Here is a 19,315-nt window from a genome sequence, read left to right on the forward strand (position 1 = left end):
GGATACCAAAAGAAAGAGCGCTTCCGACAATCATTTTTGATCATCGGAAACGCTCTTCATCCTTTAGAGACTCAGGACCGCTCCCTGCGCAGCGGCTCTACAATAAAGTTGTTGATAAGCACATTCAGCAGAGCAATAAGTACCGCTGCGAGCAAAGCCATGCCAAAGCTTGAAATCTCAAATAAATCCCCCATCAATTCGGATGTGAGCATGAGCAGTGCCGCATTGATGATAAAAACAAAGAAGCCGAGTGTCACTACCGTAATCGGCAGGGTCAAAATGACAAGCAGCGGACGAATCAGCATGTTAATGATGGACAGCAGCAGCGCCGCGGTAAACGCTGCCCCGGGACCATCCAGTTCAAAACCGGGGAAGAAACCGGCCACGACCATCAGGGTTACCATGTTAACGAGAAACGGGACGAGACACCCCATTATTCTACAGTGTCTCCCTCATTCGGCAGGACAAATGTGAGCACAAGGTAAGCGATGGGAACCGGGAAAAACCATGTTACAAAAAACAGAACAACGGTAATAATGCGGATCAGCGTCGGATCCACTCCAAAGTAATCGGCAATTCCGCCGCATACCCCGGCCAGTTTTCGGTTTGTCCGGCTTCGAACTAATTTTTTCATCCTATCTGCCTCCTCAGCTGTCTTCGGGTTTCACAGAAATGGATCCGGTCTTCGTCTGTGCGTTCAGACGCAGACGCGGGGATGCTCCCATATTGGATGTGAAGCGCAGCGATTTCTGAATAAAATCTTTCTTCTCTTCATGAATCTCCATATCGCTTAACGAATGATTATAGTTGCCCACATTGGTACGAAGGTGCCCTTCTGTTCTTATTTCCCGGGGTACTGTAACAAAAATACTCCCCGTTGTTGCAGAAAGGGCGGCTCTTGCATCCTGACTGACTCTCATTAATGCATCGATGGTGCCGTTGACCGACTCCGCCTCCAGATCGCGTATATCTGAATTCAGTTCAATCGTGCCGTTCATTGTTTTCACATCACCGACATCCAGACGGCCTCCCGTCACTTTGACCGGACCGTTCACCGTTTCGAGGTGACATTTCATCGTATCCGGCTGTGTGATGGTGAGACTGCCGTTCACGGCTTTGGCGGAGAAACTGTTTACTTTTACATCTTCCCCTCTCAAGTGCCCGTTAAACGTGTACAGATGCAGGCTTTCATACGTCCGGCGCGGGACATACATTACGGCGTCGACTTTCAAGGCTTTCGTTCTCGTGTAGAAACGCAGATGCGTGTCGTCCACTTCAAACACTGTTTCCTTCAAAAATTCCCGGCGTGCCTCTTCCCGGGTCCGGCTTTTGTATACTTTTACGTCACATTCAAGTTTCACATCCGCTTCATCCCAAGGTTTCCATTCGAGTGATCCATTTTCCAGCGATATATCAAGAGACGTCTGTTCCATGTTTTTGTGCTGGAAAATATGATGCACTTCCTGGTATGGACCGAAATTAAAATCCAGATCCAGCTCTTTGATTTTCCGGACAGCACTGTCGATGAAATCAGAGAAACCGGTCGCTGCCCCTGAACTGTCTTCCTGCTTTTCCCGGTCCCACTCCGTATCCCAGCCCGAACGGCTGTCCTGACGGTTTCCGGAAGCCTGGGTCGGCAGACTGGTCTCCGCGGGAGCTTCTGTTTTCTCTTCATTCTGCCGGGAAGCACCTGACTCCGGACCGGAAACCGACCGGCTGTTTTCCTGCGTCTCTTTTTCCCCGTCGTCCGAATTCATGGCTTGCAGCAGTTTGGTTCCGTCTTCAGGCGAAATCTTTCCGTCTTCCACCATTTTTAAGATCAGCTTGCGTTCTTCCTCCATGATTGATCCCTTCCTTTTTAAGTAATATGAGGGTACGGTGCAACCATTCAGACTGTCTTACCTGTTTTTACGCAAACGGTGCCGGTACGGTTTCAGCTTCCCGGGAAAAATCAGCCGCTGCGCCGGCCGGCTTCGGGCAGCGGACGGACAGCGCCGTCTCAGGATGAAGACGGCTCGGCGACCTGTTCGGCTTCCGCCAACCGATCAGCCATGCGCCGCTTTTCGCGTTCGAGTATCGGCTTGAGGTAATAACCGGTGTAGGAATCCGCATCCCCGCCCACTTTTTCCGGTGTGCCGGATGCAATAATACGGCCGCCGCCGTCTCCTCCTTCCGGTCCAAGATCAATAATGTGGTCGACGGTTTTAATCACGTCGAGGTTATGCTCGATAATGATGACTGTGTCCCCGTTATCCACAAGACGCTGGAGTACTTTCATCAGACGGTCGATATCATCCACATGAAGCCCTGTTGTCGGTTCATCGAGAATATAGAGGGACTTACCGGTGGAACGGCGCTGCAGCTGACTTGCGAGTTTCACCCGCTGCGCCTCGCCTCCAGACAGGGTTGTCGCCTGCTGTCCGAGCTTAATATACCCAAGTCCGACATCATACAGTGTCTGGATTTTGCGCTGGATTTTCGGGATGTTTTCAAAAAAGTCCAGAGCCTCTTCCACCGTCATCGCGAGAACATCCGCGATATTTTTACCTTTGTAGCGTATGTCCAGTGTATCACGATTGTACCGCGTGCCGCCGCATTCCTCACAGGTGACGTACACGTCAGGCAGAAAGTGCATCTCAATCTTGATGATGCCGTCTCCCTTGCACGCCTCGCAGCGGCCGCCTTTCACGTTGAAACTGAACCTGCCTTTTTTATATCCCCGCGTTTTCGCTTCATTTGTCATCGCAAAAACTTCGCGGATGTCATCAAACATGCCTGTGTACGTAGCCGGGTTGGAGCGCGGTGTCCGGCCGATCGGCGCCTGGTTGATGTCGACCACTTTTTCGAGCTGCTCGATGCCTTCCACTTTTTTATGGGCGCCGGGCTTTTCTTTGCCGCGGTGAAGCTTTTGGGACAGGGTTTTATACAGGATATCATTAATCAGCGTACTTTTTCCGGATCCGGACACGCCGGTCACAGCGGTCAGAAGACCAAGCGGAATGGACGCGTTCACATTCTGGAGATTATTTTCTTTTGCTCCTTTGATCTTCACCTGTCGTTTATCCGGTTTACGGCGCGCTGCCGGGAGCGGGATGAATTTTTTCCCGGAAAGATACTGACCGGTAAGCGAACCTTCATCCTCTTTCACTTTTTCCGGCGGTCCTTCGGATACAATATAACCTCCGTGGACGCCGGCTCCAGGACCAATGTCCACAAGATGGTCGGCCGCGAGCATCGTATCTTCATCATGTTCCACAACAATCAGTGTGTTGCCAAGATCCCGCATCCGTTCCAATGTCCGAATCAGACGGTTGTTATCACGCTGATGCAGGCCGATGGAAGGTTCGTCGAGAATGTAGAGCACGCCCATCAGAGAGGAACCGATCTGGGTGGCCAGCCGTATCCGCTGCGCTTCCCCGCCTGACAGTGTTCCGGCTGCCCGGCTCAATGTCAGATAATCAATACCGACATTAATCAAAAAACCGAGACGTTCCTCGATTTCACGCAGAATCAGACGTGCAATCGTCAGTTCTTTCTCCGAGAGATTCAGTTCTTCAAAGAACTGTTTGGCATCCTTGATCGAGAGGTCTGTTACCTCTCCGATGTGCCGCCCCGCTATTTTGACAGCCAGGCTTTCTTTCCGGAGCCGGTTCCCGTGACAAGTCGGGCAGTTCGTGCGGGCCATATACTGCTCCATCTGATCCCGGATAAAATCCGATGCGGTTCCGTAGTAGCGGCGCGAGATATTATTCAGCACGCCTTCAAAGTAAATGTTTCGTTCTGTGATACCGCCGCGGTCATTTTCGTAACGAAACGTCATGCGTTCGTTATTGCTGCCGTGCAGCAGAATGTCCAGTTTCTCTTTCGGCAGGTCTCTCACCGGAACCTTCATATCAATATCGAAATGACGGCACGCAGATTCAAGCAGCTGCGGATAATAATTGGAACTGGTCGGCTCCCATGCTGCAATGGCATGATCATTCAACGTCCGGTCCCAGTCAGGAATGACAAGTTCTTTGTCCACTTCCAGACGGCTGCCGATCCCGTCACACGTCGGGCACGCACCAAATGGACTGTTGAACGAGAACAGACGCGGTTCCAGTTCACCGATCGTAAATCCGCAGTGCGGGCAGGCATGATGCTGATTAAAGAGCAGCTCTTCACCGTCCATGACGTTTGCCATCGCTTTGCCGCCGCTTAAATCAAGTGCCGTTTCGAGGGAATCCGACAGCCGTGTTTCGACTCCCTCTTTTATCACAATCCGGTCCACTACCACTTCAATATCATGATTTTTGTTCTTCTCCAGGTTGATTTCTTCACTTACTTCACGCATTTCCCCGTCCACGCGGACACGGACGAATCCTTTCTGTTTCAGGTCTTCGAGCAGTTTCACGTGCTCTCCTTTACGTCCGGAAACGACTGGTGCGAGAATCTGCATCTTCGTGCGTTCGGGAAATTCCATCATACGGTCCACCATCTGCTGCACCGTCTGCGAAGAGATTTCAACACCGTGGTTCGGGCAGATCGGCCGTCCGACTCTGGCGAACAACAGACGCAGGTAGTCGTAAATTTCTGTGACAGTGCCAACCGTGGAACGCGGGTTGCGGCTCGTCGTTTTCTGGTCTATGGAAATCGCCGGGGAAAGGCCTTCAATGGAATCGACATCCGGCTTCTCCATCTGGCCGAGAAACTGACGGGCGTAAGCTGACAGGGACTCTACATAACGGCGCTGGCCCTCGGCGTAAATCGTGTCAAAAGCAAGAGAGGATTTCCCCGAACCTGACAGTCCTGTCAAGACGACCAGATTGCCGCGTGGAATGGTTACATCGATGTCTTTCAGGTTATGGGACCGTGCTCCCTTAATCTCTAAATTATCTACCGGCATTGTACGTCATCCTTCCGCTTTTAATTCAAGTAACATGTCACGAAGTTCCGCCGCCCGTTCAAACTGAAGATCTTTGGCGGCCGTCTTCATTTCTTCTTCCATCTCATCGATTACTTTCTGCCGTTCTTTTTTGCTCATCTTATCGAGCGCCGGTTTGTCAAAGTCACTCGTTTCCTCGGAAGAAATCGTCGCCTGGATCAATTCCGGAATTTCTTTCTGGATTGTCGTCGGCGTAATATGATGAGTGTCATTAAACTCTTTCTGGATTGCCCGGCGCCGGTTGGTCTCCTCCATCGCCGTATTCATCGAGCGGGTTATCTTATCTGCGTACATCACGACATGTCCATTAGCATTTCTGGCCGCACGCCCCATCGTCTGAATAAGCGAGCGTTCGGCACGGAGAAATCCTTCTTTGTCAGCGTCCAGGATGGCGACGAGGGAAACTTCCGGTATGTCAAGGCCTTCCCGGAGCAGGTTAATGCCGACCAGCACATCAAATTCACCGAGCCGCAGCTGCCGCACGACGTCAATGCGCTCCAGCGTCTTCACTTCGGAATGCAGGTATTTCACACGGATGCCGACTTCTTTTAAGTAAGACGTCAAATCTTCGGCCATCTTTTTCGTCAGCGTCGTGACCAGCACTCTTTCCTTCCGTTCCCGGCGTTCATGGATCCGTTCGATCAAGTCATCAATCTGACCTTCAATCGGCTGGATTTCAATGGTCGGATCAAGCAGACCGGTCGGCCGGATAATCTGTTCCACCACGCCCGGGGAATGTTCCAGTTCATACGGCCCCGGAGTTGCCGAGACGTAGACCGCCTGCTGCATCCGGTTTTCAAACTCATCAAACTGGAGCGGACGGTTGTCCATGGCGGATGGAAGGCGGAAGCCGTGGTCTACAAGCACCTGCTTGCGGGCCTGGTCGCCTTTGTACATGCCGGTCACCTGCGGAAGTGTCACGTGGGATTCATCAACGATAAGCAGGAAATCCTCCGGAAAAAAGTCCATCAATGTGTAGGGGGATTCTCCGGCGCTTCGGAACGTCAAATGACGGGAGTAGTTTTCGATCCCCGAGCAGAAACCCATTTCCCGCATCATTTCCAGGTCGTATTTCGTGCGCTGTTCCAGGCGCTGGGCTTCCAGTTCCCGGCCGTTATCACGAAAGGCCTGCAGCTGTTCTTCCAGTTCCTTCTCAATATTTTCGATGGCGCGTTTCATCTTCTCTTCGCGGGTTACAAAGTGGGAAGCCGGGAAAATCGCGACGTGCTGGCGTTCCCCGAGTACTTCTCCTGTCAGCGCATCGACTTCGGTAATCCGGTCGATTTCGTCACCGAAAAATTCAACGCGGACACAGTGTTCATCCCGGGACGCCGGGAAAATTTCCACCACATCACCGCGTACCCGGAATGTTCCGCGCACAAAATTCACATCGTTTCGTTCATACTGGATATCAACAAGGTCCCGCATTAAAGCGTTCCGTTCCTTCTCCATATCTTTACGGAGCGACAGAACAAGCTCGCGGTACTCCTCCGGTGAACCAAGTCCGTAGATACAGGAGACACTCGCCACGATAATCACGTCATTTCGTTCAAAAAGCGCACTCGTGGCAGAGTGGCGGAGTTTATCTATTTCATCATTGATGCTGGCGTCTTTTTCTATAAACATATCAGTGGAAGGAACGTAGGCTTCCGGCTGATAATAGTCATAATAGCTGACAAAATACTCGACAGCATTGTTTGGAAACATCTCTTTAAATTCATTGTACAGCTGGCCTGCAAGTGTTTTGTTGTGAGCCATAACGAGGGTGGGCTTATTCACATTCTGAATAACGTTGGATACCGTAAACGTCTTCCCGGTACCGGTCGCACCAAGCAGGGTCTGGTGTCTTGTGCCCTCTTCAATGCCTTTTGTCAAAGCTTTTATCGCTTCCGGCTGGTCACCCTGGGGGTCATAGCCGGAAGCGAGATCGAATGTTTCATTCATCGCATTATCCCCCATTTTATACACTCAAATGTATTCCTTCTTATCTATTACCGCTTATACATTATACCACATCTTCCATCAAATTAAACGGCTTGTTCGAATATATGTTCGTTTTTATTTCGAGTAAAAAGACATGGTTCAAGCGGGGCACAGTATGCAGAAATAAGCTCCCATAAGAAAAGACGGAGCGGGATTTGTCACCCCGGCTCCGTCTTTTCAACGATCCTTTTCCTATCAACCCTGTATACCGGACGCCGGCAAGTCGTCGTTTTCTTTTACCGTCAGTACTCCGATTTCGTGATGCTCATTATCATATAAGGCGGACTGTACGTGGCGGCGTTCCCCGTTTGTATCCATCACTTCCAGCCGGCAGTGGGCGGAATTTTTCTGAAGAGCATAGTAAAGTTCCTTTTTCGAATGAACCGGAATGTTGTTCACTTTCCATATAATCTCTCCTGCGGTCATGCCCATTTTTGCTGCCGGCGACTCCGGAAGAACGGCCAGGATTTTCACCCCGCGGGAACCCGGCTGAAAAAAGGGCTGCCTCCCGTGGTCTTCCATGCGCTGCCAAACTTGAAGAGCTGTGCGCAGCACAAAGACGGCAGCTGCCGTGTACAGAACAGCCTGCGGATAGTAGAAGGAGAGCCCCGCTCCTGCTCCGGCGGCAAGACCGAGCAGGCAGAGCCGTCGTCCCATCTGCTGCAGAGCTGGTCTTGGCAGCGTATGATAAATCGTGTAGTCCGTCCCCACAGCAAGAGGAAAGAAAAAGAGTGCCAGTCCTCCCTCTCCAACCGGAAGAAGCGGCCACCAGGACACGGCATCAAGCATACCTCCGGGAATAAAAAAGACGGAGGGAAGGAGCCAGATCCGCCGCATCCGGTGCGCTCCGAGCCATTTTCCGCGGCTGCTTTTCACCGTCAGCGGCGAGGTGAAAAACCGGGCGCTCCGGAAAACGAGCACGCTCTCCAGAATAATCAAAACAGCGAGCCAGAAGAGCACTGCCTGGTAATCAGATGCTCCCAGCTCCTGCAGCCACGCATCCACACGGGGGCTTCCCGTATCCCAAAGCGGGAGAATCAGAGCCAGCAGAACCGCTGCACTGACCGTGAATGCCGGGGACAGCCACTTCACTCTTCCAGACAACAGAATCAAACCTGTGAAAAGAGAAAGAAGCACGAGAAAGGAGAACGGGACTGTAACACCGAGGAGCAAAGCGGCTGCAGAGCCGGCAAGACCCGCAGCCAATCCCGGGAGCAGCGGTGCGGTAACGTCAAATACCGCACGAAATACCCGGGTGTGAAAGTCGCGGCGTTCTTTCACCACTCTGCGCCATCCAAGAACGAACATGACAATCGGAATCAGATAGGTCAGCGGATGCGCGAAAAAACGCCCTATCCCATATAACAGCTCCCAGCCGATATCATTCATCCCGGTTCCTCCTTCTCCAAGCAGACCTTCCTTTAAAAAAGAACGTCCGGCTGATTTAGGAAGCCGGTGCCACTGTTCTTCCCTGCTGACAGCGCCCGGCCTCTTTGTTCCATTACTGGTTCGTCAATTTGTCATTCATCAAATCCAACGCTTCATTGAACTGTCTGTCGTTTTCACGGTTCTGCACCTTTTCCATCAGATCCTGATTCATCCGCCCGGCTGTTTCTTCGTCAATCGTACCGGTAACAGGCAGTTCGCCGGCAGATTCCTGGTAACTGCGCACCGCTTCAGACGTCTGTTCATCAAAATATCCGTCCGTCCGGCCCGGGTTATGACCGAGAGCCTGCAGCATCGTCTGAGCGGTTTTCACCTGCTCTCCGTTGGTTTCTATGGTCAGCTCCTCTTCCGGAGACAGTGCCGCAGAATAGAAATACTCAGGCTGCTCCACTTCCACCGTAGGTTTGACGCCTTCCTCGTTAATCCAATTGCCGTCTGAAGTAAGCCATTTAAACATCGACAGTTTCAGCCGGCTTCCATCTCCGAGCTTCATGGACTGCTGTACCGTTCCTTTGCCGTATGTCGTCTGACCGACGAGATCGTATCCGCCCGCCTCTTTCAAAGCGGCAGCCAGAATTTCAGAAGCAGACACACTGCCTTCATCAATCAAACCAACGATCGGATAATCTTTCTTCTCTTCAAGCGCAGAAATCGACCGGGTTGTTTCCCCGTTAGGATCTTCAATTTGAACAATCGGTTCTCCTCCCGGAATAACAAGATCTCCGATGCTCTGGACGCTGTTCAGATAGCCTCCCGGATTCCCCCGTACATCAATTAACAGCCCGTCAATATCCTGCTCCTCAAGGTTTGTCAGCTGCTTTTCAAACTCTGAAGCTGTATTTTCGGAAAAAGAAGTCAGTTCCAACAGCCCGATGGTCCGCCCGTTCTGCTCTATCGTGTCGGATGTCACCGTTTCAATTGGAATTTCATCCCGTACCACATCAACTTCAAACGGTTCCGAGGCACCCTGGCGCTGGATCGTCAACGTCACTGTCGAGCCTTTTTCCCCGCGGATTTTCAGCACGGTCTCATTCAGCGTGCTTCCTTCCGTGCTTTCCCCATTCACTTCGAGGATTTGATCATTCGGTCTTAATCCTGCCTTCTCCGCAGGGGATCCCCCGAACGGCGACACGATGGTCGGTGTGTCATCGACCATGCTTACTTCCGCTCCTATTCCTTCAAATGAGGATTCAAGAGATTGATTGAACTGGGAGGCTGTTTCCTGATCCATGTAAGCCGAATGAGGATCATCCAGCTCATTCACCATTCCTTTCAGTGCCCCTTCCCAGAGCGCCTCTTTATCGACATCTTCCACGTATTCCGATTCAATCATCTGGTAAACCTGCTGTACTTTGTCCAATCCATCCATGGACTGCTTCTCTGTATTTTCGGTCTGTCCGGAAGCACTGGAGGCGGCGGATGGTTCACTCCCGGCCTGTTCGTTTATATTAATTCCGGCAAAAACGCCGCCGGCTCCGGCAATAAGTACGGCACCGGTTACCACTGATGCCAGTTTTACTTTCCATTTCATGTTTTACACCTCAGCTCCATCATTAAAATCACCGCGGGTCAGAGAGGTTTTTATCGTCTCTTTCATTCTAGCATGAATTCACGTATTCCAAAAATAAATTTTCCATGATGCGGCGGTCTGTGAAACGGTTCCGTTATCATGTCATCATATAACGAAAAAAGGGACCGTCCCATGAGACAGCCCCTCTCTTTTCATTATGGCAGATAGTTTCTTGGGTTGACCGCGTTGGATTTGGCTCCGTTCCATGGTCCTTCATGAACTTCAAAGTGAAGATGTTTCCCCTGGGACGCACCGGTATTACCCATCATTCCGATATTTTCGCCGCGGGATACGCTCTGTCCGCTGGATACATTCGTCGAGGACATGTGGGCGTACAGCGTTGTTATCTGCTGCCCGTCCACCTGATGGGAAATCATCACGGTGTTCCCGTATCCGTTCATGTACCCGGCTTTTACTACCGTTCCCCCTGCTGCGGCAGAAATCGGGACGTTGGGGCGGCCGCCCCCGCCGATGTCAATGCCGTTATGCATGCGGCCCCAGCGCTGTCCAAATTCGGACGTGTACGTGCCGGTCGCCGGCCGCATTAATGCACCACCGCTGTCGGAAGGAGCTTCGCCCGCTGCCTGTGCTGCCGTGCCGCTGGACTGTTGTTGACGTATGGCTTCCTGACGTTCTTTATAATTCTCCAGTTCCTGTTTGGCAGTTTCTTCCTGCTGCTTAAGAAGTCCTTTTTCATCTTCCAGCGAGAGCAGCGTTTCCTGGAGGGAATGTTCCTGGTTTTCCAGATCTCCGAGTATGCTGTTCTTTTCCCCGCGCCGCTCTTTCTGATCGGCTTTCAGATTTTCAAGTTCCGTCAGCGAACCTTCCAGGGAACTGCGCTGCTCTTCCACTTCTTTTTTCGCATCTTCAAGCTCATTCTGGTCTTTGATATGGGCTTGAAGTATGTCTTTGTCCTGATCGGCAATCGTGTTCAGCGCCGATACCCGGTCCAGAAAGTCTCCGAAACTTTTTGCTCCCATCAGCACTTCCAGGTAATCGACTGAGCCGCCGTTTTTGTACATGGCGTTCACGCGTTCCTTCAGTAGTTCATCCCGTTCCTCGATTCGTTTCTGAAGTTCATCAATCCGGCTTTCGAGCTCTTCGATGCGCTGTTCCGTCTCATCGATTTCTTCTTCTTTTTTCGTAATTTTATCGTTTGTTTCGGTTATTTTTTTATCCAGTTCACGGATTTCATCACTGATATTCTGTATTTCTTCTTTCAGTGCTTCGATTTCCTTTTGTGTTTCTTCAGAATCCGCCTGGGTGCTCTCCTGTTTATCCTGCAGTTCATTAATTTTCGTACGGAGTTCTTCTCCGTCTGCCGCTGCTGCAGGAGCTGAAGCGGCAAGCGCAATACCGGAAGCGGTCATCACCGCCGCCAGTGTCTTTAACCATCCCTTTTTCATTCCGACAGTTCCTCCTCTAACTCATTCCAACTGTATTTATTTAGACTTTCAAGAATTTACGCACCGACGTGATGCTTCCCCATACACCTACCAGAATGCCGATTCCAAGGAGAACGGCGGAGATCTGCAGAGTTAACGGATAGACGGGGAGAATCTCGGCAAAGTCAATGCTCAGCCTCTCCGCGTAATTGCTGTAAAGGTAGTGATACCCTCCTGTCACAGCGGCAATAGGAATAACCGCCCCGAGAACACCAAGCAGCAGCCCTTCGACGAAAAAGGGCCAGCGGATAAAGCCATTCGTCGCACCTACCAGTTTCATAATCTGTATTTCCTGCTGTCTGGCGACAATAGTCAGTTTAATCGTGTTGGATATCAAAAACATCGCCGTGAACATGAGACCTACAACAAGCACCAGGCCGGTGACACGAAGAATTTTGGTTACATTGAAGAGCTGCTCTACAACTTTTTCTCCGTAATCGATGGAATCAATGTAGGAAAGTCCGGACGCAGCTTCTGCCACCTGCTCGGTCTGCTGGGGTTCGTCGGCCTGCAAGATGAACGCATCATTCAGAGGATTTTCATCCCGCAGTGATTCAAATGCTTCACTGGACTGCCCCAGACTGTCAATCAACTGGTCGAGCCCTTCATCCTTGCTTAGATATGTAACACTGTCCACATGCTCCAGATTCTGAAGCTTCTGTTCGAGTTCCGCCTGTTCCTGATCCGATGTACCAAGCTCAATATAAACCCGGACTTCCACATCTTCTTCCACTGATGAGATGAAACTGTTCATGTTCATGATCAGAAGCAGAAATACTCCTACAACAAACAACATGATAGTAACCGCGCTTACCGAAGCGAAGCTCATCCAGCTGTTCCGTCCAAGATTCTTGAGGCCTTCTTTCCCGTGACGTGCAAGGGTTCTACCTTTCATAGCCGTAGTCCCCCTTCAGCTCATCACGGACAATTCTGCCGGACTCGATGGCAATCACCCGTTTCTTAATCGCGTTTACAATCTCGCGGTTGTGGGTAGCCATGAGAACAGTAGTACCGTTTCGATTAATGTTTTCAAGAATCTCCATGATCTCCCAAGACGTGTCCGGGTCAAGGTTACCGGTAGGCTCGTCCGCAATGACGACACGCGGATTATTGACAACCGCCCTTGCTATGGAAACACGCTGCTGTTCTCCGCCTGACAGTTCATCCGGAAGAAAACGTGCTTTATTTTTCAGCCTGACCACATCAAGCACTTCCATGACCCGTCTGCGGATGACATCTTTTGGTTCTTCAATGACTTCAAGCGCGAACGCGACATTTTCAAAGACCGATAGTTTCGGAAGAAGCTTGAAATCCTGAAAAACGACTCCTATCTTCCGCCGGAGAAACGGGACGTGTTTTTCTTTGAGGGTCATCAAATCGGTTCCGTGGATCTGAATGGAGCCTTCGGTGGGTTTTTCTTCCCGGTAAATCATTTTAATAAAAGAAGACTTGCCTGCGCCGCTCGGTCCGACAACATAAACGAACTCTCCCTTTTCAATGAGAATGTCAATGCTGCTAAGTGCGCTGACGCCGTTGGCATACGTTTTCGATACATTATTCATTTCAATCAAAACAATCACTTCCTGAAGCAAACATACTCTTTAGATGGTTTTTCGTGGTGGTTGTCCACTTTCTTAATAGGTGACAAATTTCCGGCAGAACCGCCAGCATAATAGGTGTTTTCCCCGGACGATACCGGAAATCGTGTTGAATAACATTACGTTTTGTCTTTTTCCATCTCACATTATATCATCTTTAACAGCTGAAAAATGCTAAAAAAGTATTACATTTTGATTTCAATGAAACTTCACTTGATTACTATATATATAGAAAGTCTGGAATGATGGAGCATGAGAAATCAGCAAAATGTAATAGAAGGATTGAAATTTTCATTTATGAGGAAAAAGTCCTTCAACAGCCAAACGGCGTATGCAATAAAAAATCCGAGCGATATCAAATGCTTCCACGCAGCATGATGATTATCGTTCGGATTTTTAGTGGAGCTGTATTTTTTTGCTTCAGTCTCTATTGATTCGCGATCCAGGCGGCCAGGTTCTCAGCTTCAGAGCCACTTACCAGACTGTCCGGCATGCCGGCGGCGCCATTTTGGATCATGCTCAGCACGTGGTCCTGCGATAAATCCTGTCCGGCCAGCGGCGGTCCGTTCATACCTTCCAGATTTTCGCCGTGGCACTGGAGACAGTTCTGATCGTAGGCACTGCGGGCTGCTTCAGCGTCTACAGAATCTCCGCTGCTGTCAGCACCGCCGCTGTCTGCGGAGTCTTCTGTTTCCCCGCCGCCGCCTCCGCCGCAGGCACTGAGGGCAAATACAAAAGCTGCTACCAGTGTCATTACCATTTTTTTCATCATTCATGACCTCCCAAACATCTCATTTTATCTTTTATGACGTTCCGTTATTATACCCAGCGACCTCATTTTTGAAACCCTTTCCGAGCACTTCCGCAGCATCGGTGACCACCACAAATGCCTCGTGATCCGCTGACTGCACCCAGTGTTTGAGCGTGGCTACTTCATTTCGGTTCACGACGCAGAGAAGGACGGGTCTTGCGTCTTTTGTATAACCGCCCTCTCCCGGCAGGTACGTGACCCCGCGGTCCACCTGGTTTAAAATGACGCTGCGGACTTCTTCTTCTTTCTGCGTGATGATAAGCGCTACTTTGGCATATCCGATACCTGTCTGCACGATATCAATCGTCTTGCCGGTCACAAACAGCGCAATCAACGCGTACAGCGCGTATTCGATGCTGAACACAAAGGCTGACATGGTCACAATCAGCCCGTCCATCATAAACACGCAGGCTCCAAGGGATACGCCGGAAAACTTATGTATAATCTGCGCCAGTAAGCCGGTGCCGCCGGTGGACGCTGCTGCCCGGAATACCAGTCCAAGACCGGCTCCGACTCCAATGCCGCCGAATACTGCGGCCAGAAGCGGATCATCCACCCCTGCATCCAGATGGCGCGTCACATAAATAACAAATGGCAGAAACAAGGTGCCTGCCAGTGTTTTCCCGCCGTATTTCCATCCTCCAAGCAGCAGAACCCCTGCAATAAACAACGGTATGTTGAGCACCCACATCGTCACCGCCGGTTCTATCCCGGATACTTCATACACAATGGTGGCAAATCCGCTGAGACCGCCGGAGGCAATCCGGTTCGGGAGCAGAAAAAGGTTATAGGATAATGCCAGGATAGTGGATCCTGCCAAAATATAAACCGTCTGCAACGCCATCCAAAGCTTTTGCGGCATCGGCTCCCGTCGTTTTCTCCAGTTCATCATTCCTGTTTTCCCTCACTTCTTGTTGCTTTGCAGCATAAGGCTGTTTTCTACGGACACAAAGTCCGGGGTGCCCCTGCTTCAGAGGCACCCCCTTTCTTTTAAATATCCATGCTTGCCCGCAGGTATCCATCTATGAATGGATCAATATTTCCGTCCATCACTGCGGAGGTATTTCCGATTTCTTTATTGGTGCGGTGGTCTTTTACCATATTATATGGATGGAAGACATAAGACCGGATCTGGTTTCCCCAGCCGATTTCTTTTTGTTCGCCACGGATTTCATCCATTTCTTTCTGCTGCTCTTCGAGTTCACGCTGATACAGTTTCGAGCGCAGCATTTTCATGGCGGCATCTCTGTTTTTCAACTGGGAACGCTCATTCTGGCACGTCACGACAATATTGGTCGGAAGGTGGGTAATCCGCACCGCCGAATCGGTTGTGTTGACGTGCTGACCGCCTGCGCCGCTGGAGCGGTACGTGTCAATCCGCAGATCTTCGCTGTTGATTTCCACTTCGACGGTGTCGTCCATTTCCGGCATCACTTCACACGAGGCGAAAGATGTGTGCCGGCGTCCCGAAGAGTCAAACGGCGAAATCCGGACGAGCCGGTGGACTCCTTTTTCAGCTTTCAGGTAGCCGTAGGCATTGTGGCCTTTAATGTGCAGGACGGCACTTTTCAGACCGGCTTCATCCCCGTCCAGGTAATCCAGCACATCGACGGTGTATCCCTTGCCTTCCGCCCAGCGTTTGTACATGCGGTACAGCATCTGAGCCCAGTCCTGGGATTCGGTGCCGCCTGCACCGGGATGAAGTTCCAGAATGGCGTTATTTTTATCATATGGTTCACTGAGCATCATGTTCAGTTCAAAGTCATTTACGCTTTTTGTCAGATTCTGTACGCCTTCTTCAAGCTCTTCCATCAGATCTTCATCGTCCTCTTCTTTCACGAGATCATAGGTGAGGACGAGATCATCATAGGCCTCCGAGAGTTTCCGGTATCCTTCCACCGAATTCTTCAAGACATTGGATTCATCAATGACTTTTTTCGATTCGTCCGGATTGTCCCAGAAACCAGGTTCCGTCATTTTCTGTTCCAGTTCAGCTATGCGCTCTTCTTTTTCAGAGAGGTCAAAGAGACCCCCTGAAGTCCGCCAGACGCTGGCGGATATTTGACAATGCATGCTGTATTTCAGCCATATCCATCGCGTGTCACCCCTGTTTTAATAAATTACTGTGCCTGTTCCGCGCGTCCGTGGCAGTGTTTGTATTTCTTTCCGCTGCCGCACGGACACGGCTCGTTCCGCCCGACATTTTCTGTTTTGCGGACCGGACGGCGTTTACTGTTGTTTTCATCGCGTTCGGTGTTCTCTCCGTGAACAGCTTTGCCTTCCGCAACTTCCTCGCGTTCCAGGTTGCTGCGGACCTGCGCCTTCACGATATACATAGCCACTTCTTCTTCAATGGAAGCAACCATTTCTTCAAACATGTTAAAGCCTTCAAACTTATACTCCCGGAGCGGGTCGTTCTGGCCGTAGGCGCGCAGGTGGATGCCTTCGCGGAGCTGGTCCATCTGATCGATATGGTTCATCCATTTGCGGTCGACAGCGCGGAGCAGCACCACCCGTTCGAATTCCTTCATCGTTTCTTCAGGCAGTTCTTCCTGCTTCTGTCTGTAATGGGTATATGCTTTTTCAAGTACCGTTTCGATGATTTCCTCCGGTTCCATGCCGTGAATGTCTTTCACCTCAAGGTCGTCCGCCCAGAGCACCGTTCCTTTCAGGTAGTTGACGAGACCTTCAAGGTTCCATTCTTCCGGAACTGTTCCTTCCGGTGTATACTGCCCTACCGCACGTTCCACGACGGACTTGATCATCGGCTGGACGATATCCTCAAGGTTTTCGGACTCGAGCACTTCATTGCGCTGGGCGTAGATGACATCACGCTGCTCACGCATCACATCGTCGTACTGGAGGATCTGTTTCCGGGCGTCAAAGTTGTGGCCTTCCACACGCTTTTGCGCCTGCTCCACGGCCCGGCTGACAATTTTGCTCTCAATAGGCTGATCATCTTCCATGCCGAGCTTTTCCATCATGCCGCGCATGTTATCGGTACCGAAGCGGCGCATCAAATCATCTTCCATCGAGAGATAAAACTGGGAAGCACCCGGGTCTCCCTGACGACCGGAACGTCCGCGGAGCTGATTATCGATACGGCGGCTTTCGTGACGCTCCGTACCAATCACAAACAGACCGCCGAGATCGGTGACACCGTCTCCGAGTTTGATGTCGGTCCCGCGGCCGGCCATGTTGGTCGCGATAGTCACTGTACCGGGCTGGCCGGCATCTTCGATGATTTTCGCTTCGTTCTCATGGTGCTTGGCGTTCAGCACGTTATGCGGAACGTTGCGTTTCTTGAGAAGCTGGGAAATCAGCTCGGACATTTCCACACTGACAGTGCCGACAAGAACCGGCTGGCCTTTTTGATAAAGCTCTCCCACCGTATCGGCAATCGCCCGGTGCTTACCTTCTTTCGACTTGTAAATCATGTCCGGCTTATCATCTCTGATGACCGGTTCATTCGTCGGTATCGACGTCACGCCCATGCCGTAAATATTGCGGAATTCTTCTTCTTCGGTCTTTGCCGTACCGGTCATACCGGCAAGTTTATTGTACATCCGGAAAAAGTTCTGGAAGGTGATCGAAGCGAGTGTCATGCTTTCTTTCTGGACTTCGAGACCTTCTTTTGCTTCAATGGCCTGATGGAGACCGTCACTGTAACGGCGCCCTTTCATGAGGCGTCCGGTGAACTGGTCGACGATGACGACCTGCCCTTCGTCCACGACGTAGTCCGAATCCCGGTTCATTGTCACGTGGGCTTTCAGGGCCTGGTTAATATGATGAAGGAGCTGGACGTGATTCTGGTCAAACAGGTTATCGATGCCAAAGGCCTGCTCGGCTTTGTTGACACCTTCTTCGGTCAGCTGAACGTTTTTTGTCTGTTCATCATACGTATAATCTTCTTCCAGCTTCAGCCGCCTGACAAAAGCATCTCCTGCCATATACATTTTCGTCGACTGCTGCACCGATCCTGAAATAATCAGGGGTGTCCGCGCCTCATCCACTAAAATCGAATCCACTTCGTCGACAACGGCAAAATGAAGCGTGCGCTGCACCATGCGTTCTTTGTACAGCACCATGTTGTCCCGCAGGTAATCAAAGCCGAATTCATTGTTCGTTCCGTACGTGATGTCGGCTGCATACGCTTCGCGTTTTTCATCTTTGGTCATGCCTTTCTGGTTAAGACCAACCGTCATACCGAGAAAACGGTACAGTTCACCCATATCTTCGCTGTCACGCCCGGCAAGGTAATCGTTGACTGTGATGACATGTACACCTTTACTGGTCAGTGCATTCAGATACACAGGCATGGTGGCGACAAGGGTTTTCCCTTCCCCTGTCTTCATTTCCGAAATATCGCCCTGGTGCAGCACGATACCGCCCATTAACTGGACACGGAACGGCTTCATTCCGAGCACCCGGTACGCTGCTTCCCTTACTACCGCATAAGCTTCCGGGAGCAGGTCCTCAAGCGATTCTCCGTTCTCGTAACGTTGTTTGAACACTTCCGTTTTTCCGCTCAGCTCCTCATCCGAGAGCTTCTGCATCTCTTCGTCCCACTGCTCAATCTGTTCTGCCGTTTTTTCCAGTTTTTTCACACTTCGTTCGTTTGTATCGCCTATTACTTTCTTTAATAAGCCGATCATGCCGCGATCATCGTCCTCTCTTTTGGTCGGGAAATCTATAAAGTATAACGCAGGTTCCGCATTTCACAGTTATTGTTATTTTATCAGTTTCCTCTGCTCGTTACAACGTGGAGGAGAGGTTGACGGTGTGAAAAAGGCAGGCTGTGGCTGTGAGCTTGGAGGGCGGGGGCCGGACGATTAGTGTCCGTCGGCCGCAGCCGGAAAGGCAGCATACCAAAAAAACTCCCGACTATCGTTTCAGATAATCGGGAGTGCTTATTACACTTCAGCCAATATTAGTTATTCCGGCTCAATGAGCCCGTACCGCCCGTCTTTGCGGCGGTACACGACGTTGGTGTCGCCGTTGACCGAGTTCGAAAAGACGAAGAATCCGTGACCGAGCATGTCCATCTGCAGAATGGCTTCCTCGGCATCCATCGGTTTCAGGTTAAACCGTTTGGTCCGGACAATCTGGTTATCCTCTACGTCTTCCTCTTCTTCCTCGGCGAGACCATTGCCGTTGGAAAGACCTCCGTTGGCAATCTCTTCGTTGAGGGCTTCAATGTCCTCTTCTTTAAACATATGCTTTACTCCGTCGTTTTGACGGAATTTTCGGTTAACTTTCGTTTTGTGCTTGCGGATCTGGCGTTCCAGTTTTTCCACCACAAGATCAATTGCCGCGTACATGTCGTTATGCTCTTCTTCGGCACGCAGGAGCAGGTTAGGCATCGGAATGGTCACCTCTATGTTATTTCCGGTATTATGCACCTGCAGCTTCACGTGGACATCCGCGACCGGTGTTGTATCAAAATAGCGTTCCAATTTGCTTACTTTCTTCTCTACATAGCTTTTCAGTGCCGGAGTTACCTCTAGGTTTTCACCTCGAATATTGTAATTCATCAAG

At 50.8% G+C, this 19,315-nt stretch carries 15 protein-coding genes; all 15 read right to left on the bottom strand.

All coding sequences use genetic code 11. The annotated features are described in order from the left end of the window. Positions 1–71: 71 nt before the first annotated feature. The 15 genes from ACFSUB_RS08890 to hpf all read right to left on the bottom strand — a co-directional run bounded on the left by ACFSUB_RS08890 (position 72) and on the right by hpf (position 19,311). Positions 72–434, bottom strand: a complete 363-nt coding sequence (locus ACFSUB_RS08890; RefSeq protein WP_380712832.1) for a phage holin family protein — start codon at positions 432–434, stop codon at positions 72–74. After that, positions 434–634: a PspC domain-containing protein gene (locus ACFSUB_RS08895; protein ID WP_380712833.1), complete on the bottom strand. Its 201-nt coding sequence runs from the start codon at positions 632–634 to the stop codon at positions 434–436. The genes ACFSUB_RS08890 and ACFSUB_RS08895 overlap by 1 nt, the downstream gene beginning before the upstream one ends. Before the next feature lie 13 nt (positions 635–647). Then, positions 648–1,841 (bottom strand): DUF4097 family beta strand repeat-containing protein, encoded by a 1,194-nt coding sequence (locus ACFSUB_RS08900; RefSeq protein ID WP_380712835.1) that lies wholly within the window; start codon positions 1,839–1,841, stop codon positions 648–650. A 158-nt stretch (positions 1,842–1,999) separates the two neighbouring features. Then, complete coding sequence (gene uvrA, locus ACFSUB_RS08905) at positions 2,000–4,885, bottom strand: excinuclease ABC subunit UvrA (RefSeq protein ID WP_380712836.1); 2,886 nt, start codon at positions 4,883–4,885, stop codon at positions 2,000–2,002. Between the two features lie 6 nt (positions 4,886–4,891). Further along, positions 4,892–6,868 (bottom strand): excinuclease ABC subunit UvrB, encoded by a 1,977-nt coding sequence (uvrB, locus tag ACFSUB_RS08910; protein WP_380712837.1) that lies wholly within the window; start codon positions 6,866–6,868, stop codon positions 4,892–4,894. 234 nt (positions 6,869–7,102) lie between these two features. Continuing rightward, positions 7,103–8,296, bottom strand: a complete 1,194-nt coding sequence (locus tag ACFSUB_RS08915; RefSeq protein ID WP_380712838.1) for a PDZ domain-containing protein — start codon at positions 8,294–8,296, stop codon at positions 7,103–7,105. A gap of 112 nt (positions 8,297–8,408) precedes the next feature. Next, positions 8,409–9,884, bottom strand: a complete 1,476-nt coding sequence (locus ACFSUB_RS08920; RefSeq protein WP_380712839.1) for a S41 family peptidase — start codon at positions 9,882–9,884, stop codon at positions 8,409–8,411. A 194-nt stretch (positions 9,885–10,078) separates the two neighbouring features. Continuing rightward, complete coding sequence (locus ACFSUB_RS08925; RefSeq protein WP_380712840.1) at positions 10,079–11,329, bottom strand: murein hydrolase activator EnvC family protein; 1,251 nt, start codon at positions 11,327–11,329, stop codon at positions 10,079–10,081. Between the two features lie 40 nt (positions 11,330–11,369). After that, positions 11,370–12,263 (bottom strand): permease-like cell division protein FtsX, encoded by an 894-nt coding sequence (gene ftsX, locus ACFSUB_RS08930; protein WP_380712841.1) that lies wholly within the window; start codon positions 12,261–12,263, stop codon positions 11,370–11,372. Continuing rightward, positions 12,253–12,939, bottom strand: coding sequence for a cell division ATP-binding protein FtsE (gene ftsE / locus ACFSUB_RS08935; RefSeq protein ID WP_380712842.1), 687 nt, complete (start codon positions 12,937–12,939; stop codon positions 12,253–12,255). The genes ftsX and ftsE overlap by 11 nt, the downstream gene beginning before the upstream one ends. A 454-nt stretch (positions 12,940–13,393) precedes the next feature. Then, positions 13,394–13,738, bottom strand: a complete 345-nt coding sequence (locus ACFSUB_RS08940; protein ID WP_380712843.1) for a c-type cytochrome — start codon at positions 13,736–13,738, stop codon at positions 13,394–13,396. Positions 13,739–13,769: 31 nt separating this feature from the next. Continuing rightward, on the bottom strand, positions 13,770–14,669 hold the full coding sequence (locus ACFSUB_RS08945) for a YitT family protein (RefSeq protein ID WP_380712844.1): 900 nt from the start codon (positions 14,667–14,669) through the stop codon (positions 13,770–13,772). 98 nt (positions 14,670–14,767) lie between these two features. After that, a protein-coding gene (gene prfB / locus ACFSUB_RS08950; RefSeq protein WP_380712845.1) for a peptide chain release factor 2 occupies positions 14,768–15,872 on the bottom strand; the annotation gives its coding sequence in 2 pieces (ribosomal slippage) (positions 14,768–15,799 and positions 15,801–15,872; 1,104 coding nt in all). A 25-nt stretch (positions 15,873–15,897) separates the two neighbouring features. Next, positions 15,898–18,432 carry a preprotein translocase subunit SecA gene (gene secA / locus ACFSUB_RS08955; protein ID WP_380712846.1) on the bottom strand — a complete coding sequence of 845 codons (2,535 nt, stop codon included), beginning with the start codon at positions 18,430–18,432 and terminating at the stop codon, positions 15,898–15,900. A gap of 279 nt (positions 18,433–18,711) precedes the next feature. After that, complete coding sequence (gene hpf / locus ACFSUB_RS08960) at positions 18,712–19,311, bottom strand: ribosome hibernation-promoting factor, HPF/YfiA family (protein WP_380713225.1); 600 nt, start codon at positions 19,309–19,311, stop codon at positions 18,712–18,714. Positions 19,312–19,315 lie beyond the last annotated feature (4 nt).

It is taken from the genome of Salibacterium lacus, assembly GCF_042684865.1.
Lineage (GTDB): Bacteria > Bacillota > Bacilli > Bacillales > Marinococcaceae > Salibacterium > Salibacterium lacus.

Excerpts from the sequence above, each read along its gene's own strand:
- ACFSUB_RS08890 (WP_380712832.1), bottom strand. The coding sequence starts at position 434 with ATGGGGTGTCTCGTCCCGTTTCTCGTTAACATGGTAACCCTGATGGTC.
- ACFSUB_RS08895 (WP_380712833.1), bottom strand. The coding sequence starts at position 634 with ATGAAAAAATTAGTTCGAAGCCGGACAAACCGAAAACTGGCCGGGGTA.
- ACFSUB_RS08900 (WP_380712835.1), bottom strand. The coding sequence starts at position 1,841 with ATGGAGGAAGAACGCAAGCTGATCTTAAAAATGGTGGAAGACGGAAAG.
- uvrA (WP_380712836.1), bottom strand. The coding sequence starts at position 4,885 with ATGCCGGTAGATAATTTAGAGATTAAGGGAGCACGGTCCCATAACCTG.
- uvrB (WP_380712837.1), bottom strand. The coding sequence starts at position 6,868 with ATGAATGAAACATTCGATCTCGCTTCCGGCTATGACCCCCAGGGTGAC.
- ACFSUB_RS08915 (WP_380712838.1), bottom strand. The coding sequence starts at position 8,296 with ATGAATGATATCGGCTGGGAGCTGTTATATGGGATAGGGCGTTTTTTC.
- ACFSUB_RS08920 (WP_380712839.1), bottom strand. The coding sequence starts at position 9,884 with ATGAAATGGAAAGTAAAACTGGCATCAGTGGTAACCGGTGCCGTACTT.
- ACFSUB_RS08925 (WP_380712840.1), bottom strand. The coding sequence starts at position 11,329 with ATGAAAAAGGGATGGTTAAAGACACTGGCGGCGGTGATGACCGCTTCC.
- ftsX (WP_380712841.1), bottom strand. The coding sequence starts at position 12,263 with ATGAAAGGTAGAACCCTTGCACGTCACGGGAAAGAAGGCCTCAAGAAT.
- ACFSUB_RS08940 (WP_380712843.1), bottom strand. The coding sequence starts at position 13,738 with ATGATGAAAAAAATGGTAATGACACTGGTAGCAGCTTTTGTATTTGCC.
- ACFSUB_RS08945 (WP_380712844.1), bottom strand. The coding sequence starts at position 14,669 with ATGATGAACTGGAGAAAACGACGGGAGCCGATGCCGCAAAAGCTTTGG.
- secA (WP_380712846.1), bottom strand. The coding sequence starts at position 18,432 with ATGATCGGCTTATTAAAGAAAGTAATAGGCGATACAAACGAACGAAGT.
- hpf (WP_380713225.1), bottom strand. The coding sequence starts at position 19,311 with ATGAATTACAATATTCGAGGTGAAAACCTAGAGGTAACTCCGGCACTG.